The organism is Aurantiacibacter hainanensis (genome assembly GCF_036321025.1).
In the GTDB taxonomy this organism is placed as follows: domain Bacteria; phylum Pseudomonadota; class Alphaproteobacteria; order Sphingomonadales; family Sphingomonadaceae; genus Alteraurantiacibacter; species Alteraurantiacibacter hainanensis.
The window spans coordinates 464,550-490,084 of record NZ_JAZAPB010000002.1 but is presented as its reverse complement, the minus strand read 5'-3'; the positions used below and the strand labels follow the sequence as shown (position 1 = coordinate 490,084).

The following is a 25,535-nucleotide window of genomic DNA, read 5'->3' as shown; positions in this document are numbered from 1 at the left end:
GAGCTTGTCGACACACGACCTCGCTCCCCCGTCTGCAGGGGAGCGAGCGCCGCGGGGCCTATCCCCTGTAACCTGCCACTTCATTCCCTCCAACCGGACCTGGTAATGGGCTTCAAGTCGCTGCTCGACCACGCAAAGGCCTATACCCCGGCATTGGCGCTGGTGGTCCTGCTATCCCTGCTCAGCTCGGGCGCGTTATTGGCCGTTCCGTGGGTTTCTGCGCGCCTGGTCGGCGACATTCTTGCCGCCGGGGAGACCGATATCGCTGGCGTTGCAATACTCCTGGTAGTGATCCTTCTTGTCTTCACCATGTTCAAGATCGCGGGCGCGCTATTGGCAGCCTCTGTAGGCAGCCGCATTGAAGCGGATTTCCGGCGCGACATCTATGCGCACGTCCAGCGCCTGCCCATGGGCTTCTTCGACCACAGTCGCCGCGGTGACCTGCTCGCCCTTTTGACTTCGGAAGTCTCGCGCCTCAGCGCATTCATCTCTGGCACCCTTACCGCCATCCCGGCAGCGTTGATCACGGGAGTCGGCGCCTTGTTGATCCTGTTTGTATTGAACCCGCTCCTCGCCCTGATCTTCTCCATCCTGCTGCCAGCCTATTACATCTCTCTTAGGGTCATCGGACGGCGGCTGCGCCTGCTCGCGAACCAGCTCCAGCAGGCCGAGGCCCGTGTCTTTGCTGCTGCCGAAGAAGACCTCGAAATGCTGCCCGCCATCAAGGCCTTCGCCCGCGAGGACGTTCGCCTAAATGCCTATCACGCTGTCGTGGGCAGGGCGCGCCTGCTCAAGGTCCAGCGAGAGAAGATCTATGCCGTCTTCTCCCCTTCGCTCACCCTGGTTACGGCCCTTGGCGCTGTCCTCCTGCTCGTGCTTGCCAGTCAGAGCGTGGCGGACGAGCGCATGGGGGCCACCGAGTTCTTTCGATTCCTTCTCTATGCTGCCTTGCTCACAGTCCCGGTCGGCTCGCTCGCCAATCTTATTGGCCAGCTTAATACGGCTCGCGGCACGCTAGAACGATTGCACTATGTCCTGCAGGAGGCTCGTGAACCTGGGTACGCAAAGCTCGAGACTCCCTCCGATGCAAGGGGCTGGATCGCTTTCGAGGATGTCTGGTTTGCCTACCGGAACCGCAGCGACACGCTTCGCGGCGTCGATTGCGATGTACAGCCAGGCGAAATCGTTGCGCTTGTGGGCGAGAACGGAGCCGGTAAGAGCACTATCGTGAAGCTGCTGCTGGGATTCTACCTTCCGTACAAGGGTCGCATCACGCTCGATGGTCGCGAGATTTCCAGCCTGAATATCCAGGAGCTGCGTCGCAGGATTGGCTACGTTCCCCAGCGACCGCTGCTGCAAAACGGAACAATCAAGGATAACCTGATCCTCAATGATGAGACCATCTCCGACGCCGAGATCGAACAGGCGTGCCTGCTGGCGCAGGCTCATGACTTTATTCTGGATCTGCCGAACGCCTACTACACGCAGATCGGTGACCATGGTTTCAGGCTTTCAGGAGGGCAGCGCCAGCGCCTCGCCCTCGCCCGGGCACTCATTTCAGACCCTCCGATCCTCGTTCTCGATGAAGCGACCTCGATGTTCGATCTCGATGGCGAGGCAACCTTTGTCGAGACTTCGCGCACTGCTCTTCTGGGTCGGACCGTGTTGATCATTACCAACAGGCCGGCGAGCCTCGCGTTGGCGGATCGTATCCTGCGGATTCAGAACGGCAGATTGACCGAGGTTACGCTGGAAGACCTGGAAGGCGAATCCTTCCCCCGGCGCTCGATCGCCGGCATCTAGGCCGAGCGCTCCAATCTCCTGGTCAAGCGGGTACCAGGTGGCTTCGCGACAAGCTAACCTTTCGCGGCCCCGACAAGAGATCCAAAAGGACGATCACGCGGTCCTGTGGTCTTGCGGTAAGCAATGTGCCTGTCATGTCGTCGAACGCGCTTCCTACGATCCGTACGTTATCTCCGCTTGTAAGCTCGCGTTCGAACTCGCTGAAACCGTTCGAGCTGAGGCGACGTCTAAGCGAATCGACAAACCCGGCCGGCATGGGAGCAGGATCTTCCGCAAAGCTGATCAGCCTTATCACTCCATGCGTCCCGTTTATCGATCGCCAGCGATCACGCAATGGATCAAACGAGACGAAGGTATAGCCGGGGAACAGGGCTTCGCGGCTGACTGTTAGCTTCCCCGAAGCCCGTCGCGGCCTCTCGATCACCGGCAGGTAGCATTCGAAGTTCTGGCGCTCGAGGTGCACCACCGCAAACTGCTCGCGTCGCGCCTGTGTCTGCGCCACGAACCACCGTTTGCCACTGCTCGCTCGCGGAGCGCCCCTTACTGGAATTGCATTCTCCATGGCCTGATAATAGCCGCGCGCGGCACTCAGGTCGAGGTTGACGTCGGATGCGAGGTACAACCGATTGCGAGAATTCATATTTTTCGTTCCGCATTGCAGCATGTAGCTTGCAATGACCTGAGCGGTGCGCGAAAAGCACGCGCTTCGACGCTGGGGAACGAGTTTGAAGTACATCTTTATCAACCGCTTCTTTTTTCCTGATCAATCGGCAACAGCGGTGATGATCAGCGACCTGTTGAGCGGTCTCGATACGTCGGAGCGCGAGTGCGTGGTCATTACCAGCGCAAGCGTGCACACCGAAGGTGATGATCTCGAGCAGCGGAATTTCGAAAACGTCAGAACAATCCGCATCCCGGGCCTGGCGCGCGGCAATGGTTCGCTGCTTCAACGGCTCTTCAATTTCTTCCTCTTCTACCTTGGCGTCATTATCGTGGGTCTCCGGACGATAAAGCGCGATGACGCAGTTATCTGCCTCACCGACCCGCCGCTCGTAAGTGTTTTCGTGCAACCAATCGCTCGCCTCAAGCGCGCGCGGATGATCAACTGGCTCCAGGACATTTATCCTGAGACGGCCACGGTGCTGGGGTTTGGCTCAGATACCAGTCTAGTTGTCAGGATGTCGCGATTTCTTCGCGACCGGTCGTGGAAGCTGGCGAACGTGAACGTTTGCATCGGGTCGCGAATGGCACAAAGGGTCGCTGCTATCGGCGTCGATGAGGCAAAAATCCGTGTGATTCCGAATTGGGCTGACGAAGACGAGCTGGCCCCCCTGCCCATCGCCAACAATCCGCTCCGCAGCGAATGGAATTTGTCCGAGAGCAGCGTGATCGTCGGTTATTCCGGTAACTTGGGGCGAGCACACGATGTGGACACTATGCTCGACGCCGGGCGCCGACTGATCGCCATGGGCGAAACGCACTTGCAGTTCCTGTTCGTCGGCGGAGGGGTCAAACATGCAAGGTTGCCGGTTGTGGCAAATGAGCCTCTCATTGCGCCTCATTTTCAAGTGCGAGGATACCGCCCACGCGGCGAACTTCGCCTGAGCCTTGCAGTCGCCGACATCCACTGGCTCTCGCTCGAACCTGAACTTGAAGGCCTGATCGTTCCGAGCAAGTTCTATGGCGCCATTGCCGCAGGTCGCCCCATCATCTTCATAGGGGATACCGACGGGGAAATTGCCCGCCTGATCAATGCAGCCGAATGCGGCAAGAGCTTCGGCAAGGGACGCGTCCAAGAAGTTGTCGACTATTTGCAATTGTTGTCGAACGATGCCGGTTTGCGCCGACGCTTGGGCGAGAACGGGCGGCGCTACTGCGAAGATAATCTTCGCAGGCTGTCGCGGATTGGCGAATGGGATGATTTGCTATCTCAAGTTTCCGTGAAGAAGCCGGATGCCTCGTTGGGCGAGCGGCCTACCGGCTAGCTAGCGTGCTCCAAACCCCGAGATCATTACCCGCACTGTCCCGAGCGCGATGATCATGTCGATCCAGAACGAGATATTCTTCACGTAATAGAAGTCGTATCGCAGCTTGTCTTGAATGTCTTCGACGGTGATTACGTGACCCTGGTGCACCTGGGCCCAACCGGTAATACCAGGCCTGACGAGATGGCGGTAACGGTAATTCGGCACCTTGCTCGCGTAGTCGCGTGAAAGGCTCACCGCTTCAGGGCGGGGCCCGATCCAGCTCATCTCTCCGCGAAGAATGTTGAACACCTGAGGCAACTCGTCGAGCCGAGTTCGTCGAAGAAACCGTCCCAACCGGGTGATACGCTCGTCGTTCTCGACAGTATGACTCGCTTCGCCATCTTCGCCATCCTCGGTGACGGTCATCGTGCGGAACTTCACCATCCAAAATGGCTGACCGCAATATCCCATCCGTCGCTGCAGGAAGAAAGCCGGACCTGACGAATCGAGTTTTACCAGAAGCCCAATCACCATCATCATGGGAATAAGAAGAGGCAGAAGCGCGAGTGATGCCGCGAGATCGATCAGGCGCTTCACTTTCTTATAGGCAATTGCGGGAATGAGTGCGCCAAAACTGTTCTCGGAAAGGTGATCGAATTGCACCTTCCCGGTAAGCGCCTCGCGCAACTGGACAACGTGGTAGATTGGGTGCCCCTGCAACGCGACTTCGGTAAGAAATCGCTCCCAATCAGGGCCGAGATCAGCATGGAGATCCGCCACGACGATCGCATTTTCGTCGCCCGGGAGCACCTGGTGCTCAAGCGTGATCATGTCAAGCTTGCCGTGGTCCTCGAGCTCAGTGGCGCGGCCCACAGGAATGACGTAACAGATCGCCCGTTTTCCTCGAGCCATGAGCACGACAAGGACATAAAGAGCTATGATTGCGAATACGAAATTGATCGCAAGAAGGACGCTGCTGTAAGGGAGGCGGAGGAATATTACCACGCCGCCGAGGATCGCGGCAAAGGTACCATAAGTGGGCAGTATCCATCGTGACAGTACCAAGCCGAAGAAGCCGCCTACCTGACGTAGCGTAAATAAGGTCAGCAGTGCGGCCATGACGGCCAGCGTTTGGGCATTGATCGTTGAGTTAAAGGCGAAGACATGCGTTCCCCGCACGATGCCGAAAACGAGTAGCGGGGCGGCGAGGCTGGTGGCCAGAACATAGACGATCTGGACCCTAAGCGAATGGAAGAGGCTCCGGTGGACGTGACGGTCGTCGAGGCGGAACTGATACATCATCCGGCCGCTTGCCGATTGATCCGATCGCCAGGGAGGCCCTCTTCGTCCAAGCGATCGAGATAGTGGCTGTAGGCATCACGAATGCCGTCCTCGAGGCCGATCTTTGCGCTCCAGCCAAGTTCGTAGAGCATCGAACTGTCGAGCAATTTTCGCGGCGTACCATCGGGCTTCTCGGTATCGAATACCAGCGCTTCGGAACATCCGACAATTGTCGCGACCATCTCGGCGATCGCACGGATACTTATCTCCTGCCCCGAACCAATGTTTATCGGCATTTCGCCGCTGTAGTTCTTAAGGAGATGGATACAGGCATCTGCCAGGTCATCAACATGGAGAAATTCGCGAAGTGGACTGCCGCTGCCCCATACAGTCATGGGCTCGCCACTGGCCTTCGCTTCGTGGGCCTTGCGAATAAGGGCGGGGAGAACATGGCTTGTCGCCAGGTCGAAATTGTCACCGGGTCCATAGAGGTTCGTCGGCATCGCGCTGATGTAATCACAGCCATATTGCCTGCGGTAAGACTGACACAGCTTAATCCCTGCGATCTTGGCAATGGCATACCATTCGTTCGTGGGCTCAAGCGGACCTGTCAGGAGGGCGTCCTCGCGTATCGGCTGTGCCGCGTCTCGCGGATAGATACACGAGGAGCCGAGGAAAAGAAGTTTCTCAACGTCGAAGCGGCGAGATGCCTCAATGACATTCGCCTCGATCGCGAGGTTATCGTACAAGAACTCTGCGGGACAATTGTCATTGGCCCAGATACCGCCGACTTTGGCCGCGGCTAAAATGACGCCATGGGGACGATTTAATGAGAACCAGTTCCTCACTGCTTCCTGCTCGCGCAGATCAACATCCCGGGGAGCCGTGACGATCTCGCAATTTTCACTCTCTAGTCGGCGAACAATCGCTGAGCCGACCATCCCGCGGTGACCGGCTACATAGACCTTCATCCCACTGAGACCGAACGTCATTTGCTGCCTGCGAGCTGGTTCTCGCTACGGGTGAGCACGCCCACCCCATAGCTGTTTCGAGTATGCCCATCCCCGATCTCGTCTGTTGCATGACGTGCATGGGGAGTCTGCTTCATCAGGCTGAGGTCGGCTGCAACCATTTCGCGGGCGAGTTCGCGCGCCGATGTATCGTGTTTCCAGCCTAGTTTTTCCCGCGCCTTGGCAGGGTCACCAAGCAGCAAGTCGACTTCGGTCGGGCGGAAATAGGCCGGGTCAATCTCGACTAGGGTCCTCCCCGACACCGGGTCGACGCCAATTTCGTCCACTCCAGAGCCCCTGAACTCGAGATCGATACCAACCTCGGTAAAGCACCACCTAACGAACTCGCGGACGGTAGTCGTTTCCCCAGTAGCGAGCACATAGTCGTCGGGCTCATCCTGCTGAACCATGAGCCACATGCCGCGAACGTATTCACGAGCATGGCCCCAGTCGCGCTGTGCGTCGAGGTTACCAAGATAGAGCCTGTCCTGCATCCCGAGCGAGATCGCCGCGGCTGCACGCGTTATCTTGCGCGTGACGAAAGTCTCACCTCGGAGCGGGCTCTCGTGATTAAAAAGGATGCCGTTCGATGCATGAATACCGTAGGCTTCCCGGTAGTTCACCGTGATCCAGTAGGCGTACAGCTTCGCAGCAGCATACGGGGAGCGCGGATAGAAGGGCGTTGTCTCGCTCTGCGGCACTTCCTGAACAAGACCATAAAGCTCGCTCGTCGAGGCCTGATAAAACCGCGTCTGCTTTTCGAGATCGAGAATGCGGATGGCCTCAAGCAAGCGCAGAGTACCGATAGCGTCGGCGTTGGCGGTGTATTCCGGCGTCTCGAAGCTGACGGCAACATGGCTCTGGGCGGCTAGGTTGTAGACTTCATCGGGTCGGATTTCGCTCAGCAGGCGCACGAGATTGGTGGAATCGGTGAGATCCCCGTAGTGCAGGAAGAGGCGCTGGTGGGGGGTATGGGGATCTTCGTAGATGCTATCGATCCTCCCCGTGTTGAAGGACGAAGATCTGCGCTTCACACCATGGACTTCATAGCCTTTGGCGAGCAGCAATTCGGTGAGATAAGCGCCGTCCTGACCTGTCACGCCGGTGATGAGGGCTTTTTTTGTCATGCTGTCGAGAGCTCCTGATGTGCGCCGAGATTGGATCACAAAGGAACCGGGGGCGAACACAATTTTCAATTCTTTATGCGGATACTGGAAGGATGCTGCAAGTGCGAATGATTGAAAGAGTTCGCACTTCGGGACGGTTCTTCGCTGACGCCACGTGCAATGCAATCATGCTTCACTCCGGCTCGGGAGTATAGAGATCTCTCAAAGGCAACTCACCAGCCCCGAGCACGACGGTGTGGCCGTACCGAAGGATAGCGTGTGCGACAAATTCGCCTTCCTGATCTCGTCCAACCTGAAGCGTGATCGCGGTCTTAATTCCCGCCCTGGCACTCCATCTTTGAAGCGCAATAGCCTGGACGAGGCAGTCGGAACGCCATGGGACCAGAAGTGACGCCCGGCGAATAGCCAAGGCCTGTCCCCGAAGATATTCCAAGGCTGCAGCGTTCTCGACCGCCTGTCCGGATGCTCCCCTGAACGGGTCGTTCAGGTTCGATATTGCAGTCGGGGTCAACCTCAAGTGGCGAAGGCGCGCCTTAGCTAACTCCCAGATCCCGCGAACGATGGCGCGCGCTTCGCCTCGTCTGATGCTTCCGATACGACGAGAAACTTGTGCGAGATCGATGACCGTCCGTGGCATGAACTCTCACCCACCTGATGTTTTAGATCGTCTGTCGCTACTTTTCGCGGGGTTCTTTTCAATGGTCCGCAACTGGAGTTGCCCCATCAGGACACAACAGAACGCGAAAAGCGTGCTCAAAGTCGCCGTGCGGAGCGGATAGTCCCAGCCAGAATGTACAAGAATCGTTCCGCTGGCGATCGCGGCGGCGTGAACGAAAGGATCGGTCGCCCTGCCCACCCAGATGGCCCGCAGTCGGCTTAACCACCAAGCGAGAAAAGCAACAATGCCCGCCACACCGGCCAGCCCCATTTCGAGAGCGACTTCAAGGTAATCGCTGTGGGCATGATTGACATAGACGTTGCTGACCGAGTTGCGGTCTTCGTAATTGTCGTAGATGTCCCGAAACGTCCCGAGACCTGTCCCAACCGGCCAGAATTCCTCGTTAGCTTCGAGCGTCACGGAGAAGATCTGTTGTCGGCCACGCTCTGACAATGCTGCATCCTCGGAAAAAACGTTGCCCCCTTCATCCGTAAGGGAAACCAGCCCAATACCAATTGCGAAGGCACCCAACAACGCCGTGAGAAGCTTCTTGCGACTTCCTGGAAGCAGCATCATGCCGCATAAGACCAAGACCGGGAGGAGAAGCGCGTAGCCGGTCAGCGATCCAACCAAGCCGATGGCGAGAACAATGAAACCGACGAGCACCGCCCAGAGAAGCAGAAGTTCCCTTCTTGCGCTCTCCCGCACTACGATCTGTGAACGCACGACTGCGGTAAGAAAGGGGAGCGTGGCAAGAAGCAAAGTTGCCATGTGGTTTGCGTTTGCAAAGACACCGACCATCAATCCGCGATTGGTGATTTCGTAGAGATAGGCGAAAGAGTCTACGCCTCCGAAGAACTGCACGAGACCCAAGGCGATCGCGATTAGGGTCCCTCCGATAAGCGCAAGAGCGATTTGCAGAGCGGGAACCTCTAGCTGAAACCACATGGCGGCCAGGAAACAGGCTGCCGGCAGCATCCATGCGAGCGACGCAAGACTGTCATGTATGCTGAGCGACACGAATGTGGCAGAGGGGGTGACGCCAAGAAGCGCCAGTTCCGCGGCGATGGCCTCGCGCCCTGGGAGACTGGTCCAGACCGAAAGTGGAAGCGGAACAAATTGAAGGCCAACAATTACACCCGAGAAAAGAACTAAGCTCCGGAACCTCGGATCGAGATGGAACCCGGGTTTTCGCGGCAAGGTCGCCACGGCTATCAAGACAATAGCCAGCCCCGAAATCTGCAAAGCAAAGTTGGCCACAAATCCGCCATTGCTTGCGCCTCCCAGGAGCAGACACGCGAGGAAATAGGCAGGGAGCAAGAGGCCCATTGCGTTCGTCATCAGCCAGCGCTGCGCTCGAGCGACACTTGCCTTATTCGAAATGGCGAAGGAGTCGGGGGATCTGTCGGCCTGCCGTAGAGGCCTATCTCGACAAGAGCACATTGCTGGGGAACGCGAAATTCCACAACATGAATGCGCTCGGACAGGGTTTCCTCTGCAATATTGCCCAGGTTCGGACAGGCTACCTCGATCTGCAAGCCTCGACCAATGACCTCGCTCTGTATCCTCAGACGATAGTCTCCCTGCTCGAGGATGGTGTATTGGCGGGTTAGCAAGGATCTGCGACGACCGTAGCCTTCGCCCTCTAGGCCAAAATCACCCAACTCCGCATAACCGTTGCGGTCCCGCCGGACTTCCCAGCCAAAGGGCGGAGGATACTCGCCCGTGAAGTCGGGATCACGGAGCAACGGAGCGGTGGCAAAGGCTTCGGGATGAAACACGCTCCAGAGGCGCCGGGCGCCCTGCCAGTCGCCTGCGTTGACCAAGGGTTGCGTGATCGAGGACTGAAAATCTGTCGGGGAATTGCCAACATCGAACTGGCCGAAAGCATCCAGCGTCTCGATCAGCATGGAAGCGCTCGCGCCCGAGCGCGCGAGTCCTTGGATAACCTCTCTCTTATGGGCATCGTCCGAAATCGCTTCGATTGTCTCTTGCCGAGTGGCGGGGAGACTTGCAAGGTATACCAAAGTATCGCGTAGGACTTGTCGTTGACTGGGCACTAGACGATATAGAACTTCCGCCTGTTCTACAGTTTCACCAACATTCCCCTGTCGAGCGAGAAGTTCAAGTAGCTGAGCGCGGGCTACCCGCGAACGTGGATTACGTCTGACGGCAATGCGAAGCAGATCCTCTGCCTTGGCGATATCGCCCGCCGCCAAGCGCTCAGCCGCCAGGAGACTGAACGGTTCATCCTCCAGTGGCGCGAGAGATGAAGCCGATCTTACCTTTGCGAGATCGACATTTCCCAGCTGAGCCCCGCTTCTTCGAAAAGAGAGTGTGGCGTCATCGAGAACTAGCTGTGGATGAAAACTGATAGTCCCCGGTATTGCCCAGGATGGCACACGATGCTCGATGTTCCACAGAAGCGAAAGTACGCTAACGTAGGCCAGTACCACAACACCGAGGGCGCTGACTACAAATCGGCCTTTTGCCATTTACCGCCAGTTTCGTCATTCTCGGACAAGGAGTCGATTAGGCCTCGACGCCCGCTATTCTCCGTTACAGCCTGTCGATAGTATCGATAGCTGTAGCTGTAATCCTCTGCCGAGAGAGGCGCCTTGGTCAAGACCGCACCGAGTAGACGGACACCCGACATCTGCAGTTGATTCAAAGCCGTAAGAGCAGCGCGCGTCCGTGTCGTTCCGCTTTCGACAGTAAACAACGTCCCATGGCACACGGAACCAAGAAGGAGGGCGTCGGCAAACCCAAGCGTAGGCGGCGCATCGACGACGATAGCATCGAAATGAACCTCAAGCTCCTCAAAGATCTGCCTGAGCCGGCCGGGTCGGATGATGTTCGCGGGGTTGGGCGGTATTGGCCCGCTCGGCATAAGGTACATGGTTTCCTGCGATGTCCGCAGCAGGTGGTCGCGAGCTGAACCGCCTGAAGTAAGCAACGAGGCGAGGCCGAGTTCGGAATGCTGATCTACCGAGAAGGTTGGCTTGCGCATATCGGCATCAATGAGAAGTACCCGCTTACCCATGGTCGCCAGTTGCAGCGACAAACTGTAGGCCGTGGTGGACTTTCCTTCCTCGGGATTCGAGCTTGTAACCAGAAGCGTCCGCGGGAATCCACCAGCAGTCGAAAGCTGCAATGTCGTCCGAAGGTTGGCGTAGGATTCGTAGATATCCGAATGCTGATCCGCTAGCTCGTCGCTCAGGTCGGCATTCTTTTCCTTTTTCGGAATCGCCCCAAGCGCAGGAAGATTTAGCTTGTTCTTGACGTCGTCCTTGGTCTTGATCGTATTCGTAAAACGATCCCATAGGATTGCCAATCCCGCCCCCATTGCCAGGCCCAGCAGCAATCCCAAAACAGAATTGCGAAGCGTGTTCGGAGAGAACGGCGCTGAGGGAACCTGAGCACTATCAACGACAGCAGCCTGCGCGGAGCCGATACCTGACGCAACGCTGACCTCGTTGTAGCGAGAGAGAAGTGCATCATACAACGCGCGGTTGGTATCGAGTTCCCTCTGCAAAATGTTGTACTGAATCGAATCTTCCTGCTCGTTCAGAGCCGCTGAACTGAGCTGGGAAACGCGCGACCTGAGCGAGTTTTCCTCAGCAAGGGCGGCCTGGTATTCAGCGCGAAGGGCAGCGACAGAACGAGAGGTTTCTGAAGAGATCTGACGGTTGAGTTCTTCAATTCTGGTGCGCAAACGCACCATGTCGGGGAAACTCTCCTGGAGATACGTTGATTTTTCTTCGTATTCCGCCTGGAGGCTTGCGAGTTCCTGACGCAATTGCGCTGTGCTCGCATTCACCTCGCCGATGGAACCAGCTTGACGGTACCGTTGTTCTGCCGTGATGCGCTTCTGCTGAGCGGCCGCCAGAGCCGAGTTGAGGGACGTAAGAGAGTTACTTGTAAGGCTGCCCCCACCCCCTTCGCCGTCCTCGCCTTGCCCGCCTAGCAACACGATACCGTTAGCCTGCGCATAGTCGACAAGCTCGCGCTCAGCTCGATTGACCTCGTCGCGCACGGTAGCGATCCGCTCTTCGAGAAAGTCGCGAGCAGCGATTGTGGCTTCGTATTTTCGGTCAAGCGTCAATTGAATGTACGACGTTGCGAAAGCATTCGCGAGTCGAGCAGCTTCTGTGGGCTCGGGGCTGACATAGGATAAAGCAATGAGCCGGCTATTGGCTTCGGGCTGAACAGTCAGACTCGTCGCAATGGCTCCAGCTGCAGAAGAAACACTTGACCCCTCTCTTCCGGTGCTCTCACTCTCGGAAATCAACCCGAGTTCTCGCACGACCCGCTCCGCAAGGGCGCGGCTGCGCAAGATACCAATCTGAGTTTCGCGAAACTCCCAATCCGTCGCAGGGACCACCATCTCTTCTGCCGACGCCGCGCCACCTGAAAGGATTGGTACGGTCGGGGGATTGAGCTCGATTGTCGCGGTAGACCTGTAGAGAGGCGTCTGGCTAAGGGAATATGCGAGCGCGGCAAGCAACCCCAGCAGACCCGCTGCGATCAGCCAGAGCTTCCTTGCCCATAAGATGGACGCGATCTCGCCAATCGAGATTGCCGGCAGCTCATCATCTAATTCTTCGTGCGGGTAGTACTCGGGTTCACGAACTTCGTGGAGGCGACGGTGGGCCGGGGCATGGCCGTCCCGTCCATTGTCGAGGGCTTGGGGATGGTTCAAGATTTACGTCCTCAGATCGGCCGGAACAGGCTGAGAATCGGCACCGATTGGATAATGGTACGCCAGTTCTCGCGTGTCCTCGAACCATCTACGACAATAATGTCGCCGCGGTAGATTTGGGGATCGGGCTCTTCCCCACGTCGTATCGACGTCAGGTCGAAGCCCGCGGCCATTCGCTGGCCATCGATTTGGCGGAATACGACGACCGTGCGTGGATTTGCATTATCGTCGAGACCGCCGCCCATTGCCACCGCCTGGATAAGCGTCACATCGCCGAACGTCGGATAAATGCCCGGATTATTGATCGAACCTTCGATCGTGATGGAGCTGCCTGTAGCCTCTAGGATACCGACGGTCACATCGGGATTTCGCAGGTAGTCCTCCGAGAGAACCGAAGAGAGATGGCGCTGGAGCTCAGCAGTCGTCATATCGGCAGCCGCAACATTGCCAACCAGTGGCATGGCAATGTTACCCGTCAGGTCGACCTGGTACTCCCCTGACAACTGCTCCACCTGAAACACGTTGATCGTCAGCTTATCGAGCGGCGCAATACGGTAATCTGTAGCCACTCGGGAGACGGACGGAGCGTCGGGTGCTCCGAACCCCGTACGGTCATAAGACACGTAATCGCTTCTGCTGCCGGCACATCCGCCCAAGAGGACCGGCCCCGCCAAAGCAAGCCAGAGGACCGGATTTACCAACTTTCCCAGGGCGCTCTGAATCATTGCAACTTCTCCGTAGACCTCGTTGCGGCTTTGCCCACAATGCCGCGTACCGCAACCCCGATTGTGCTCATAAGTGACAACAAAACAGCAGTCTAAGTGTTAACACGGAGCAGCATGCGACAGACCCTGCCACATGCCACACCAGAGAGCTTCAATAACTGATTCAAACTATTGCGTGCACGGCATCAACTTAGCTTTGCTGCCGCCCACGACCACCGTGACTTACGTCATGGCTAGGATCAACTGATCAGGGACTCACACCCACGTCGCCATCATCGTCACCATCGTCGTTTTCGATACCAATAATGATACCTGCTCCCGCACCCGCGAACAGGACAATCGGAACCAGAGGGTTGGCGACTCTGAAATTGCTTGCACCGGCAACTGGACCCGGGCCCGGCCCTTGAACGGACATGGGTCGTGCGGCAGGACAACGCTGAGTTCTGACTACATTGGCGACCTGAGCCTCGACATTGTCACGCTGCGTCTGAGGACCGGTGTAGATAAAGCAGTTGCAAGACCCGTCTTCAAATTCTTGGCGCGTAACATCAAAAACCCCGCTGGGCTGATCTCGCTCGACCGTGACAGTGCAAACCGGTCCCTGCGCGTTATCACGCCCCTGCCCCTGCCCTTGTGACTGTGCTGACGCCATACCGGCAACACCGATGAGGCCAGCTGCAGTGAGGCAGGCGAAGGAAATTTGTCTCAGCGCTTTCATCGATTCAACTCCGATGACCCGTTCAGAAAACTATGTGCCACCCGTGCAAAGAACCCAACGGCAATAGGTTCCAAACCGAAGCATGGGCAGACTTTTTCGAAATCGCTCAGTTGCATGGCTGGCCCGGTATTGCAACTGCACAATATGTGAATGGCGCCTCGGGCGCGATTAATGGATTCAGCCGAACGAGGTTTCGTATGCTCGCCAGGGCCGAATTCGCGTGGACAAAAGGGATCCCAATCGTCTCGATGAAACAGGCGATCGATTAGAACACCGAGCCAAGGCCGTCGCCGCCCGGGGAATAGCAAAAAGCCTATCCGAATAGGCGCGTAATCCACGAGCGGTCACTTCTTGAAGCAGCAGTCTGCCCCGAAATTTGTATCAAATGATTGCCGAGGATCGCTGCTTGCTGAGGAGTCATCAGCAACCGATATGTATTTGGGTCGCCATGATGTTTACCCAACGAGTCGAAACACTCGAGGGTTAGTCCGATGCTATTTTCCAGATCGCGGCTCGTCCAGCCTACCAAAGTCCCGAGATTTGCCATGAACCCCCTATCCTCCCTCAAGTCACATCATATGAAATGGCATCATATGAAATGGCCATATCGCTGGCAGTCACTGTTGCACAACAGACGCGCAAATGCGAACACGTCGAAAGGGGAAAGCCCGCGCAAACGTTAGAGATGCGGCCGAGTGCTTATGCCGCCTCTCTTTCGGCGTGAATGATTGCCCGCAATTATCCTAGCAGGCGCATCTCTACGAAAAGTGACAAAGAGTACTGAAAAGGGATTTTGCTGGCGAGGTCCGCCAGCCCTTAGATATGCAAGTTCGTGCCTCGCTTGTATCGCGAGGTTCGACATGACATCCAACAAATCGCTAATTTGCCGACTGTTCTTACCGCACGCTATCAGCGAGACAATTTCTAGTTCACATGCAGAACGCTGCGCCCAGTGGCCGTGCGCGTCAATTCGTGTCTCCTCTGAGACATTGTGCTCGATTAGAGGAGATACACCGTTGATCAGTCGAAACCCGGAAATGGAAAGGTAGAGAGTTAGCTCCGGCCATCTCGAGCGGAGGTCCGGAGAGAATTTTGGAATAGCGCTCGGGCTCGAATGGCAAGCCCGAAAGAGGAACTTACACACAAGGCCGCCGGGAAAGTTGCACTAGGATCAGAGGGGTAGGCCCCTTGGGCTTTCGAGCGGATGGCTTAGCTACTCCTACCCTGAGTTTGTCGCCCATGCGACAGTTTCGAAAAGCGGGCCTGGATGCACGCCTGGGCTATTAACATAGCCGCTAAAGCCGATATGGGCGGAAGCCCATCTACTTTTCGCATTTCGACTGCAGGTCGACGAAAGTAGGTCAACCTCCTTACAGTTCGACCGGAGGCGAGGCCTTCTTGTTCTTATCCTCCACGTACTTAAGCTTTGTGGCGTAAGGATCAGGAATAGCCAACAGCCCGATCAAGGCGTCCTTCAGGCTCAGTCCATGGAATGAAACCCGTCGATAATCCGTTTCAGCGAGACTGTCACGTCGGGAGAGTATCGAGGCAAGGGGTTCTTGGAGCATCGCCTGGCGCAGACGATGAAGCATGAACCAGGCCGATTTGTATCTCACGTGCAATTCCCGAGCGAGCTGTGCCGAATTCAGGCCTTTTTTGTCGACGCACATAATATTGATCGCGTGGAACCACTTGCCGATTGAAATTCGCGATTTATCGAAAATCGTCCTACTTGTTACCGAAAATTTTTTGCAACAGGCGGCGCATTTCCACTGTCGGCGAAACGTTTTTTTACCCGAGGGCAGACTCTCGTAGCATGTCTCCCAGACCTTCTTCTTCTCACCACCATCGCAAAACGGGCACGCAACCTGGCCATTCGGCCACCGGAGTTCCGCAAGCGCATTCTGGGCAGCTTCTTCATCGGCAAGAAATCGGGCGACATCTGAGGGGCCATGGAGTTCCATTGACTATCAGATAGCATAACATGCCAGTCCAAACACGTGCGATAACGCCACTTCTGCAAGAGAGATGCGCACTCGTCGCAACATTTCGTCGAGAGAGTGACATTACTTGAATAACGCGTGTGCACTAGGAGGAGATTTTGGGTAAAATCGAGTTGTTTAGATGGGGAAGGGTAAAAGCGCGCCCACCATTTTCCATGGCTCGTCATAAGACGCTATAAGAAGCAGCCTGTAAAACACAGGCAGGCAGCCTCGCCCATTCCCTGCGCACTCCGCTGGCGGTGATTACCGATGAGGCCCAGCGGCTTAGCGAGGGCGACACCTGTGCTTCAAGCGGGCAGGTGCTCCACCAGGCGGAGGCGTTGCGCCAGCAGATAGATATTCGGCAGGAGAGGCCGCAGACTATGCAAGCGAAGCCGATAATTATCTCGACGACGCAGATTCAGCCTTGAACTACTAAATCCTACGAAATGTTACCCTGTCATGGACGGAGCAAAATGTGAACATACAGCCGCCTCACAACGAATTTGAGGTGGCTATCTTCGTTCTCAATCCTGCCGCAATCCCGGCTTTGGCAGCTTTGGTGACATTCTTTCTGCCCTCGTCTGGTCCGTGAGGTGCAAACCATGAGCAAGGATCTGGCGTACCGTGTGCGGTCGCGTTTTATCGCTGCAAAACGTTTCCGGAGGCCCGCGTTGAAAGCGACTATTTCAGGTACGCGGCGATGCCTATCTTGCGCTGATCGAGCTGCGGAATTTAGCGCCGGAGATTGTGTTGGTGTTAGCTGAAACTGACATATCGGAGAGCTGAAGAGGCGCACCTCTCTTTGCGAATGCGACTTTCACAAAGCCGAGCGCCTTACATCACTGCGGCATCAGAAAGCCCACTACCCATTCGCCGAACTCTTGCGGCGCACCAATTAGGAACGCCACAACCATTGCGCCGAAGGACGCTATAACGACGAGGGCTGTTCCCAGCCCTCCACCAGATGGTTGCCGGCGCCGCCCTGCCATTTAGATCTCCAATCATGACTGGATCGGTATATTCAGTATGACACTGTGAGGAAGTGGCTTTCGCGTAACTGATCGTATCTATTGCAAAGGTGTTATCATGAGAAGTGCACCCAATGCGCTGGACTCTCATATCTGGGCGAAATTCGAAGCGGAATGGCCGACCCCATCGTCGAGGAAGTCGACGAATTCATTGCTGGGTACAAAACGCTCGACAGCTACTTGCCGGATTGGGAGCAGCATTATGGTGGGGATTGAAGCACACGCTGGGGCATCCTCGATGTTCACGGACGGCAGAAGGCTGAATTAGTCTTCATATTTTCGCGGCCCTTACCCATCCTTCGATATATGCGGTCCTTCGCACGAAACTTATTTACTGGGTTGATATTGCACCTATGGATGAGACCAAGTCAAACGACTGTGGGGCGTCGGCTGCCTGGTTGCCACCGTATGTCGCGGGACCGCACACGCAGCCTTAGCCAGAGCATCAGGCGTATGTCCGTCAGAATGGGTTTGGCGATTTTCCTTTCCGTAAGATGGTCGATATTGGCAAAGTGCAATGGAGGGAGTGTGAGCCGCAGTCGCAGACGGTTCTTCTTGCGGACAGGCATGGGTTACGAACTGCGCGGACATTGGTTCTCTGCTGGCTCGGACTCCGAATTGTTCGGAAGTTGCTAAACCCAAGAGATCATTCGCTGATGAGATCAATGACTGCCCACCAAGGGGGCTTCGATAACGAATTGCCGACGAGATCAGAAACGTCGTTGGCTCCAATTGCGCGGCCGAAGTAATAGCCTTGGCCAAGCAAACACCCTTCCTCCACGAGCGCTGCGAACTGGGCACCGTCTTCGACGCCTTCGGCGACAACGTCTATTTTCAGGCTTCTCGCGAGGTCGATAACCGCCGATACAATGGCTCTCATTTCTGTGTCTTGCGTCATGTTGGCGACGAAAGAACGATCAATCTTGACCACATCAACGGGAAAGTCCCGTAGATGCGAGAGGGACGAATAGCCGGTCCCGAAATCGTCGAGCGCAATTCTGACGCCAGCTTGATTGAGTTCACCTAGAGCGCGGGCGACGTACTGTGATGCACCCTCGAAGAAGACGTGCTCGGTGACTTCGATCTCGATCATCGATGCTGGAACACGGGCTTCGTGAATCTTTGCTAACAGCCGTTCCGCAAAATCGTCTCTGAGAAACTCCGCTGGCGCGGCATTGATTGCAACGAATCCGACAGGGAGATTTCGATCCAACCAGCCGCGAAGGTCGGTTAGCACCTGGCGCTGCACAAGGTCACCTATCCGGGTGGCTAGTTCATAATCCTTGAATGCTTCGCCCACCGTATCGGGAAGCTGGAGACCCCTAGTTACATGACGCCATCTCAATAGTGCTTCGAAACCGGCAATCCGTCCCGTAGCGAGTTCGACTTTCTGCTGATAATGCGGCTCCACCGATTCCTGCGAAATTGCTGAACGTGCGAGCGTCAGCTGCGAAGAAACTATTTGAGCTCGATCTCGCATGTCTTGATGAAAAATCATCGTGCCGCCACGCCCCGTAGCTTTTAGGGCATACAGCGCTATGTCAGCGTTCTTGAGAAGTTCGTTCGCGTTTCGCGCGTCGGCCGGGAAACATGCGCCTCCGATGCTGCCGCCAGCGGTCACCATTCGCTTCTCGATGCGAACCGGTTGACGCAGACTTTGCAAGATTGTCTCGCCTCTCTCCTTGAGATCCAGACTAGGCCCCTCTCCTTCGAGGATCACCGCAAACTCGTCGCCCCCTAATCGGGCTGCGAAATCGCGGGAACGGATCGACTTCTTTAGCCGCTCACTTAAAATGGTGAGCAACTGATCACCTGCTGCGTGGCCCATGGTGTCGTTCACATGTTTGAAGTGATCGAGGTCGAGAAGAAGAACTCCAACGCAGCCTCCCGACTCCATGGCCCGAATGGTCGCAGCGCGCAGCCGAGCTTCGAAGGCTCGTCGATTGGGGAGCTGCGTGAGTGCGTCGTGCTCGCTTGCCCACTTGAGTTCGTCTGCAGTTCTGCGTTGCTCAGTCACATCTCGCGATATAGCGAGAATACGACCGACCTTCCCGCCCTCGGTTGTCATTGGCGTGACCGATACATCCCACCATTTCGCTTCCCCCCTTAGGGTCGGGCAGTTACCGGAAAACCGAACCCGCTCGCGCCCAACGGCAGCCTCAAGCGCTGCATCAATCGTATCGCTGTAGGTTTTGGGCCAAAGGTCCTGCCACCTTTGTCCAAGCACTGAATCTGCGTCCTCGATTTCCATCGCGCATAGCCCCGGATCGTTCATGAACTGGACTGTGCCATCCAAATCAACGATCTTGATGCAATCGGTGCTCGCTTGCACGACGCTGCGATAAAGCATCTCGCTTTCGCTCAGAGCAGCTTCATTGCGCTTTCTTGCAGTAATGTCCTCTGCGACAACGATCGACTTTTCGACCTCTCCGATCTCGGACAGAATGAAAGACACACTTACATTGCACCAGACAACCTCACCGTCGGGCCGGACGTATCTCTTCTCGACGCGAAAAGGCAATCCGGTCGCCAATCTCTCGTCCAAGAGAGGGCGGTTCCACTGAAGATCATCAGGGTGAGTATAGTCTTCTAGCTTGCAGCTTTGTAGTTCCTCGGCGCTTCGACCAAGTATCTCGCAAAAGCGCGGGTTGACTAGCTCTACCGCCCCCCCTGGCCCTGCCTCCATGATGCCAACGATAGCCTGGTCGAAGATTTTCTGCAGACGCGCTTCCTTCTCTGCCAACGCCCGGCTTGCAGTCATGCTCTCGGTCTGGTCATGCATGGCCCCGACGAGCCGCTTTGGACGATCGTTTTCGTCCCTGATCAGGAACGCCCTATCAAGAATTTCGGCGTAGTTGCCGTTGGCCATCCGAAACCGATACTCTACGGTCATTCGACCTTGAACGCCGGCAGTGACCTCGGCGAGCTTTGCCTCCACTCGTTCTCGATCGCTTGGGTGGACGCGGTCTATCCACCAATCGAGATCAGCACTCATTTCGCCGGGCAGAAAACCAAGTGCCTCGCCAGCTTCGACGTCCCATTGCACGACATTAGTAGCGAGATCACGGTCCCAGATAATGTCCTTCGTAGCCTTGGCGGCCAGACGAAAACGTTCCTCGGCCTCCCTAATACCTCGCTCCGCTTCGGCCTGCTCGTGCACATCTCCGATATAGCCTTCAAGAAACAGCGGCTCACCTGTGTCTGAATAAACGGCACCCCCGCGCTCATGCACCCAGCGCAACTCGCCAGAACAATGGCGAATTCGGTAACGCAGTTCGAACTTTTCGCGGCGCGTGAGTGCCTCGGCTACCCGCTCTGCGATGGCGTCCCGTTCGGCCGGTTCGATGATCGAGTCCCAGGTGAGTTCGCCGTCTACAAACTCGTCGGGGGTATAGCCAGTAAGGTCCATCACCGCGTCACTGATGAAGGTCATGCGCCATGGAGACCGAGTTTCGCACCGGTATGCCGCCCCCGGGAGATTCCCGACTATCGAGGCAAACTGCCGTTCGCTTTCCTCGAGAGATTTTGTCGCGAGCACATTCTCGGTTACATCGGAAATTACGCCGGCGACAAAGCGCGGATCACCCTCGCCGGAAGGAAACGCACTCCCGCGTCCGCGTAACCAGACGATCGTTCCATCCCCCTTTATTCCGCGGAATATTTCTTCATAGGCCTCTCCTGTGGCCAAGGTTCGATTCAGGGCAGACCAGATCCTCTCATAATCGCCTGGGTGCACCGGGAGGGGGACGCCGGGCCCGACTTCGATATCGTCGAGACCAAGAAGGGTGCAGGTGATTTTATCCCACGTCGCCAAGCCGGTCTTCATATCAACTTGCCACGTCCCCACTCCGGCACCGGCTAACGCTGAAAGAAGAAAATCGGCGGTCCAGACCGGTTGATCCACGCTCGGGATCGTTGGCTCCGCGTTGCCCTTCCAAAACGCTTGAGCTTCAAGTGGTGCTGACATGTTCATGGTTTGCTCGACCCTCCGGTTTTCGCGATAGGCCGGAGAGGTAAAAAAAGCCCAGTTTTGAACTAGGTAAGTCCCGCACGCCCGAAAGGGGCTGGATCTTGAGGCGCGTGGAGCCTTCCGTTCGCCAATTCAGTCCAGCAAATTTTACAGCGATTCAGCAAGTCTTTGAATTCATTAGGACGAGACTCGTGCACTTTTACAGCAAAAGCCGCGCAATTCTCCGCTATCCAACAGCTTGGGAAGCTGCTGCTCTACCATTGAGCTACACCCGCGCTCGCGCGTGGCGAGGTTCTCTGAAGTGTCGCGGCAAATCGGTCAACGGGTTTTGCAGCCCGGGCCTCGCGCCGCACGCCCGCCCATTTTCGGACATTTTCAATCTCGCAGCCGCGGAATGGGTCAAGACGGGTGGTTTGCCGCCGCGCCAGCGGCTATGGACCCGATTCGAAAGCGTCGGACACAATCACCGGCCCATTCGTTTTCTAGGGGCTAATCGTAGGGAGCACGAAATGCCACTTGTACACATGAAACCGCTGCTGCGGCACGCGATGGACAACGGCTATGCCGTCGCCGCGTTCAACCTTGTCGACTACAGCACCACCAAGGGAATGGTGAAGGCTGCCGAGGCGCTTGACGCTCCGGTCATCTGCCAGACCTCGTCGAAGACCATCGACTATTACAGCCACGAGGAAATCGTCAGCTGGGTTCGCACGGTGGCAGCGGATTCCCCGGTGCCGGTCGTGCTGCATCTGGATCACTGCAAGGACCTGGAGATGATCGAGAAGTGCGCCGCGACGGGCTGGACCTCGATCATGATCGATGCCTCCGAGTTCCCGTTCGACGAGAACCTGGAGATGTCCAAGCGCGTGCGCGAGATCGCCGAGAAGTACGGCGTCGGCATGGAAGCCGAACTCGGCCAGATCATGGGCGTGGAAGACGACATGGTGGTGGCCGAGGAAGACAGCGTGCTGACCGATCCGGCCGACGCCAAGAAGTTCTGCGACGCGCTGGACCTGTCCGCCTTCGCCTGCGCGGTCGGCACGGCGCACGGGTTCTACAAAGGTGAACCCAAGGTAGACTTCGATCGCATTGCCGCCATCAACGAGGCGACGAACACCCCCATGGCCCTGCACGGTGGCACCGGTCTTTCGGACGAGACGTTTAAGAAGGCCATCGCCCGCGGCAGCGCCAAGGTGAACATCTCCACCAATCTCAAGCACGTCTTCGTCGAGAGCTTCGAGGCCTATCGCAAGGCCAACCCCGACGATTACGAGCCGCTGCGCGTGATCGATGCGCAGTACCAGGCCTGCAAGGAGCTGTTCGGAAGCTTCATCGAGAAGTTCGGCGGCAAGGGCCAGGGCAGCGCCTTCATGGCCGCGCAGAAAGAAACCGCCTGATGCTGAAGGCGCTGATTTTCGATTGCGACGGCGTGCTGGTGGATACCGAGCGCGACGCGCACCGGGTCGGTTTCAATCGTGCTTTCGCCGAATTCGGGATCGACGCCGAATGGAGCGTGGAACGCTATGCCGAGCTGCTGAAGGTTGCAGGCGGCAAGGAGCGGATGACGGCGTATTTCGATCAGGATGGCTGGCCGGAGGACAAGGTGGCCGAGTACGGCGGCAAGGATGCCCTCATCAAGGCGCTGCACAAGTACAAGACCGACCAGGTCAGCCAGATCGTCACCGACCTGCCGCTGCGCCCCGGCGTGCTGCGCATCATCGATGAGGCCATCGCCAGCGATGTGCGTCTGGGCGTGTGCACCACGTCGAACGCCAAGTTCATCGACGCCGTGCTCGACCTGATGGGGCCGGAGCGAAAGGCGAAGTTCGAATTCGTCCATGCCGGCGACGTGGTCAGCAAGAAGAAGCCCGATCCGGAAATCTACCAGCTGGCACAGCAGTCGCTGGACCTGCCGCAATCAGAATGCGTAGTGATCGAGGACAGCCGCAACGGCCTGCTCGCCGCCGTCGGCGCGGGCTATCCGGTGCTCATCACCACCAGCACCTATACGGTGGACGAGGATTTCGACGAAGCAGCGCGGGTCGTGCCGGAACTGGGCGACGCGCCGGACCCGGAGGTGACGCTGGCGGACCTGTCCGCCCTGACCGACCAGGGTTCGAATAACTAGAACGGGAGAGAACACGACAATGGCGACCATTTCGCTAGCCACCATTCAGCAGGGAATCGATACCACCGCCGACACGGTGATCCGCAACGAAAGCTATTTCTCCGACCTCGACGGGCTTGCCGGCGACGGCGATTTCGGCACTTCGCTGGCCACCGGGTTCAAGGTGATCAAGCGGGACCTGCCCGATATCGAAAAGCCCGATATCGGCACCATGCTGTTGAAAATCTCGATGCTGGTGTCGAAGCACGTGGGCGGATCGTCCGGGCCGATCTGGGGCACGGGCTTCATGAAGGCGGCCATGCCCACGAAGGGCAAGACCGAACTGACCCTGGGCGAATTCGCCGAGGCCATCGGCAATTCGGTGGACGGCATCATGGCTCGCGGCGGCGCGCAGCTGGGCGACAAGACCCTGCTCGACGCGCTGATCCCGGTGGCCGAAAAGCTGAAGGAACACGCCGACAAGGGCACCGACGACCTGAGCGAAGTGCTGAAGGATTGCGCGACCATCGCCGATGGCGCCGTGGAAAGCACGCGCAGCCTGGTTGCCCACCGCGGCCGCGCCAGCCAGGTGGGAGAGCGCAGCGCCAACACCCCCGATCCCGGCATCGTCGCCATCGCCACGATCCTTGTCGACTGGTGCAAGGCCAACGGCGTGGATTACACGCCCGCCGCGCCGGAAGTTGACAAGGCCTGCGCCTGATCCAAGCAGTTCATTTCATACGGAGAGGAAACACATGAAGAAGTTCGTCAACAAAGCCGAAGATTTCGTTCCTGAGTTCATGCAGGGCGTGCTGGCTGCCAACCCCGATCTGCTGGAAGGCAACCTGGAATTCCAGATGATCAAGCGGAAGGATCGCCCGGTCGATGACAAGGTCTCGATCGTGCAGGGTTCGGGCTCCGGCCACGAACCGGCGCACGTGATGGCCGTCGGTCCCGGCATGCTCGACGGCGCCTGCCAGGGCCCGGTCTTCGCCGCCCCGCCGGTTGATGCATGCTACGAGACCATCAAGGCTCTCGCCACGCCCGCCGGCGTCCTGGTGCTGGTGAACAACTACCAGGGCGACCGCATGGCATGGGATACCGCGGTGGAACTGGCCCAGGCCGAAGACATCAAGGTCGACCAGTTCTGGATCAACGACGACGTGGCCGTGAAGGATTCGCTCTACACCGTGGGTCGCCGCGGCGTGGCCGGCAACTTCTTCGTCATGAAGGCCTGCGGTGCCGCTGCCGAGGAAGGCAAGAGCCTGGAAGAGGTGAAGGCCGTCGCCGAGAAGGTGAACAACAACGTGCGCACCATGGGTGTGGCGCTCACCAGCTGTATCCCGCCTGCCAAGGGCACGCCGATCTTCGAGATCGCCGACGACGAGATGGAAGTGGGCGTCGGCATCCACGGCGAGCCGGGCCGCGAGCGCACCAAGATCACCAGCGCCGACGAGATCACCAAGACGCTGTTCGACGCGGTGGCCGACGATCTGCCGTTCGAAAAGGGCGACCGCGTTGCGCTGATGGTGAACGGACTTGGCGGCACGCCGCCGGCCGAACTCTATGTGCTCTACAACAAGGCCGCGCAGCTTTGCGAAGAGCGGGGCCTGACGGTCGTGCGCAACTATGTCGGCGAATACTGCACTTCGCTGGAAATGGCCGGTGCCAGCATCACCATGCTGAAGCTGGACAGCCAGCTGGAGAAGTATCTCGACGCGCCTGCGCAGGTCGCCAGCCGCATCTTCTGATCCCGTCCAGCGGAAACGAATGCGAAGCGCCCGGTTCCCGATGGGGAGCCGGGCGCTTCCACGTTATGAGGGAACTATCGGGGGTTTCTCGGAACATTGCCCCCGTCTCATCCCTTCCTTTGGTATGAGGGATAACAATCACACAGCCACGCACGCCCATACCCTGCCCAGCCGCCGGGAGCGCCTGCGCGCTTTCATGCGACTGAAATCGCAGCGGCAACTGGCGCTGGTTGGAACCGGCGTATTCGGTGCGCTTGCCCTCGCCCTTGGCACGGCCCTGGTGCAGGATCGCACCTCGCCCGAAGTCGTGAAGCTCGGCAAGGGAACGGCCAGCGTCGAGACGATGCCGGTCGCCCAGATCGAGCCGATAGAGCCGCAGCCCGCGGTCACCCCGTCCCCCAGCGAGAGCGCGATCGGTGGCGGCGAAGCGAGCTTCTACGGTAACGAACTCGCCGGAAACCGCACCGCCAGCGGCGAGACCTTCGATCCCAACCAGCTGACAGCCGCCCACCGCACGCTGCCGCTTGGCAGCCGGCTGCGCGTGACCAATCCGCGAAACGGGGAAAGCGTGGTGGTTCGCGTGAACGACCGCGGCCCCTATCACGGCAACCGCGTGATCGACCTCAGCTATGCCGCCGCACGCGAGATCGGCCTGATCCGCAGCGGCACCGGCCGGGTCAACCTGGCATTGCTGGTGACCTGA

19 protein-coding genes are annotated in these 25,535 nt (G+C 57.6%); 7 read left to right on the top strand and 12 right to left on the bottom strand.

The genetic code is table 11. The features are described 5' to 3' along the window. The first annotated feature begins 105 nt into the window (after positions 1-105). Complete coding sequence (locus AAA989_RS09810) at positions 106-1,803, top strand: ABC transporter ATP-binding protein (protein ID WP_338243081.1); 1,698 nt, start codon at positions 106-108, stop codon at positions 1,801-1,803. Positions 1,804-1,825: 22 nt separating this feature from the next. Here AAA989_RS09810 and nusG read toward each other — a convergent pair whose 3' ends face one another. Beyond that, positions 1,826-2,539: a transcription termination/antitermination protein NusG gene (gene nusG / locus AAA989_RS09805; RefSeq protein WP_338243079.1), complete on the bottom strand. Its 714-nt coding sequence runs from the start codon at positions 2,537-2,539 to the stop codon at positions 1,826-1,828. On the opposite strand from nusG, the gene AAA989_RS09800 reads away from it, so the two are divergent. Continuing rightward, positions 2,529-3,788 (top strand): glycosyltransferase family 4 protein, encoded by a 1,260-nt coding sequence (locus AAA989_RS09800; protein WP_338243077.1) that lies wholly within the window; start codon positions 2,529-2,531, stop codon positions 3,786-3,788. The two genes, nusG and AAA989_RS09800, sit on opposite strands and share 11 nt — an antisense overlap. On the opposite strand, the gene AAA989_RS09795 is transcribed toward AAA989_RS09800, so the two are convergent. The 11 genes from AAA989_RS09795 to AAA989_RS09750 all read right to left on the bottom strand — a co-directional run bounded on the left by AAA989_RS09795 (position 3,789) and on the right by AAA989_RS09750 (position 20,971). Beyond that, the gene (locus AAA989_RS09795; RefSeq protein ID WP_338243075.1) at positions 3,789-5,072 is read right to left on the bottom strand and encodes a sugar transferase; all 1,284 of its coding nucleotides are present in this window, start codon (positions 5,070-5,072) and stop codon (positions 3,789-3,791) included. Next, complete coding sequence (locus tag AAA989_RS09790) at positions 5,069-6,022, bottom strand: GDP-L-fucose synthase family protein (RefSeq protein ID WP_338243074.1); 954 nt, start codon at positions 6,020-6,022, stop codon at positions 5,069-5,071. The genes AAA989_RS09795 and AAA989_RS09790 overlap by 4 nt, the downstream gene beginning before the upstream one ends. Positions 6,023-6,039: 17 nt before the next feature. Continuing rightward, on the bottom strand, positions 6,040-7,188 hold the full coding sequence (gmd, locus tag AAA989_RS09785; RefSeq protein WP_338243072.1) for a GDP-mannose 4,6-dehydratase: 1,149 nt from the start codon (positions 7,186-7,188) through the stop codon (positions 6,040-6,042). 172 nt (positions 7,189-7,360) lie between these two features. Continuing rightward, positions 7,361-7,825, bottom strand: a complete 465-nt coding sequence (locus tag AAA989_RS16415; RefSeq protein ID WP_353527004.1) for a lasso peptide biosynthesis B2 protein — start codon at positions 7,823-7,825, stop codon at positions 7,361-7,363. A gap of 6 nt (positions 7,826-7,831) precedes the next feature. Then, positions 7,832-9,187 (bottom strand): O-antigen ligase family protein, encoded by a 1,356-nt coding sequence (locus AAA989_RS09780; RefSeq protein ID WP_338243071.1) that lies wholly within the window; start codon positions 9,185-9,187, stop codon positions 7,832-7,834. After that, a complete protein-coding gene (locus AAA989_RS09775) occupies positions 9,187-9,756 on the bottom strand; it encodes a hypothetical protein (protein WP_338243069.1) in 570 nt (189 codons plus the stop codon). Before AAA989_RS09775 ends, AAA989_RS09780 begins: the two co-directional genes overlap by 1 nt. Positions 9,757-10,319: 563 nt before the next feature. Further along, positions 10,320-12,548: a GumC family protein gene (locus tag AAA989_RS09770; protein ID WP_338243068.1), complete on the bottom strand. Its 2,229-nt coding sequence runs from the start codon at positions 12,546-12,548 to the stop codon at positions 10,320-10,322. A gap of 11 nt (positions 12,549-12,559) precedes the next feature. Further along, positions 12,560-13,273: a polysaccharide biosynthesis/export family protein gene (locus tag AAA989_RS09765; protein ID WP_338243066.1), complete on the bottom strand. Its 714-nt coding sequence runs from the start codon at positions 13,271-13,273 to the stop codon at positions 12,560-12,562. A 247-nt stretch (positions 13,274-13,520) separates the two neighbouring features. Continuing rightward, positions 13,521-13,991, bottom strand: coding sequence for a hypothetical protein (locus AAA989_RS09760; protein WP_338243064.1), 471 nt, complete (start codon positions 13,989-13,991; stop codon positions 13,521-13,523). A 1,370-nt stretch (positions 13,992-15,361) separates the two neighbouring features. Further along, positions 15,362-15,955 carry a transposase gene (locus tag AAA989_RS09755; protein WP_338243062.1) on the bottom strand — a complete coding sequence of 198 codons (594 nt, stop codon included), beginning with the start codon at positions 15,953-15,955 and terminating at the stop codon, positions 15,362-15,364. 1,695 nt (positions 15,956-17,650) lie between these two features. After that, on the bottom strand, positions 17,651-20,971 hold the full coding sequence (locus tag AAA989_RS09750; RefSeq protein ID WP_338243060.1) for a sensor domain-containing protein: 3,321 nt from the start codon (positions 20,969-20,971) through the stop codon (positions 17,651-17,653). A gap of 512 nt (positions 20,972-21,483) precedes the next feature. On the opposite strand from AAA989_RS09750, the gene AAA989_RS09745 reads away from it, so the two are divergent. The 5 genes from AAA989_RS09745 (at position 21,484) to AAA989_RS09725 (ending at position 25,535) form a co-directional block, all read left to right on the top strand. After that, complete coding sequence (locus AAA989_RS09745; protein ID WP_338243058.1) at positions 21,484-22,371, top strand: class II fructose-bisphosphate aldolase; 888 nt, start codon at positions 21,484-21,486, stop codon at positions 22,369-22,371. Next, positions 22,371-23,102, top strand: coding sequence for an HAD-IA family hydrolase (locus AAA989_RS09740; protein WP_338243056.1), 732 nt, complete (start codon positions 22,371-22,373; stop codon positions 23,100-23,102). Before AAA989_RS09745 ends, AAA989_RS09740 begins: the two co-directional genes overlap by 1 nt. A 19-nt stretch (positions 23,103-23,121) precedes the next feature. Next, a complete protein-coding gene (gene dhaL / locus AAA989_RS09735; RefSeq protein WP_338243054.1) occupies positions 23,122-23,802 on the top strand; it encodes a dihydroxyacetone kinase subunit DhaL in 681 nt (226 codons plus the stop codon). Positions 23,803-23,836: 34 nt separating this feature from the next. Beyond that, the gene (dhaK, locus tag AAA989_RS09730) at positions 23,837-24,832 is read left to right on the top strand and encodes a dihydroxyacetone kinase subunit DhaK (protein ID WP_338243053.1); all 996 of its coding nucleotides are present in this window, start codon (positions 23,837-23,839) and stop codon (positions 24,830-24,832) included. 124 nt (positions 24,833-24,956) lie between these two features. Continuing rightward, positions 24,957-25,535: a septal ring lytic transglycosylase RlpA family protein gene (locus tag AAA989_RS09725; RefSeq protein ID WP_338243051.1), complete on the top strand. Its 579-nt coding sequence runs from the start codon at positions 24,957-24,959 to the stop codon at positions 25,533-25,535.

Bases quoted from the DNA above. Each gene is read 5' to 3' on its own strand.
- AAA989_RS09740 (WP_338243056.1), top strand. From the start codon at position 22,371: ATGCTGAAGGCGCTGATTTTCGATTGCGACGGCGTGCTGGTGGATACC.
- AAA989_RS09810 (WP_338243081.1), top strand. From the start codon at position 106: ATGGGCTTCAAGTCGCTGCTCGACCACGCAAAGGCCTATACCCCGGCA.
- AAA989_RS09780 (WP_338243071.1), bottom strand. From the start codon at position 9,187: ATGACGAACGCAATGGGCCTCTTGCTCCCTGCCTATTTCCTCGCGTGT.
- AAA989_RS09725 (WP_338243051.1), top strand. From the start codon at position 24,957: ATGAGGGATAACAATCACACAGCCACGCACGCCCATACCCTGCCCAGC.
- AAA989_RS09755 (WP_338243062.1), bottom strand. From the start codon at position 15,955: ATGGAACTCCATGGCCCCTCAGATGTCGCCCGATTTCTTGCCGATGAA.
- AAA989_RS09765 (WP_338243066.1), bottom strand. From the start codon at position 13,273: ATGATTCAGAGCGCCCTGGGAAAGTTGGTAAATCCGGTCCTCTGGCTT.
- AAA989_RS09750 (WP_338243060.1), bottom strand. From the start codon at position 20,971: ATGTCAGCACCACTTGAAGCTCAAGCGTTTTGGAAGGGCAACGCGGAG.
- gmd (WP_338243072.1), bottom strand. From the start codon at position 7,188: ATGACAAAAAAAGCCCTCATCACCGGCGTGACAGGTCAGGACGGCGCT.
- AAA989_RS09790 (WP_338243074.1), bottom strand. From the start codon at position 6,022: ATGAAGGTCTATGTAGCCGGTCACCGCGGGATGGTCGGCTCAGCGATT.
- dhaL (WP_338243054.1), top strand. From the start codon at position 23,122: ATGGCGACCATTTCGCTAGCCACCATTCAGCAGGGAATCGATACCACC.
- AAA989_RS09760 (WP_338243064.1), bottom strand. From the start codon at position 13,991: ATGAAAGCGCTGAGACAAATTTCCTTCGCCTGCCTCACTGCAGCTGGC.
- dhaK (WP_338243053.1), top strand. From the start codon at position 23,837: ATGAAGAAGTTCGTCAACAAAGCCGAAGATTTCGTTCCTGAGTTCATG.
- AAA989_RS09745 (WP_338243058.1), top strand. From the start codon at position 21,484: ATGCCACTTGTACACATGAAACCGCTGCTGCGGCACGCGATGGACAAC.
- nusG (WP_338243079.1), bottom strand. From the start codon at position 2,539: ATGTACTTCAAACTCGTTCCCCAGCGTCGAAGCGCGTGCTTTTCGCGC.
- AAA989_RS16415 (WP_353527004.1), bottom strand. From the start codon at position 7,825: ATGCCACGGACGGTCATCGATCTCGCACAAGTTTCTCGTCGTATCGGA.
- AAA989_RS09775 (WP_338243069.1), bottom strand. From the start codon at position 9,756: ATGCTGATCGAGACGCTGGATGCTTTCGGCCAGTTCGATGTTGGCAAT.
- AAA989_RS09795 (WP_338243075.1), bottom strand. From the start codon at position 5,072: ATGATGTATCAGTTCCGCCTCGACGACCGTCACGTCCACCGGAGCCTC.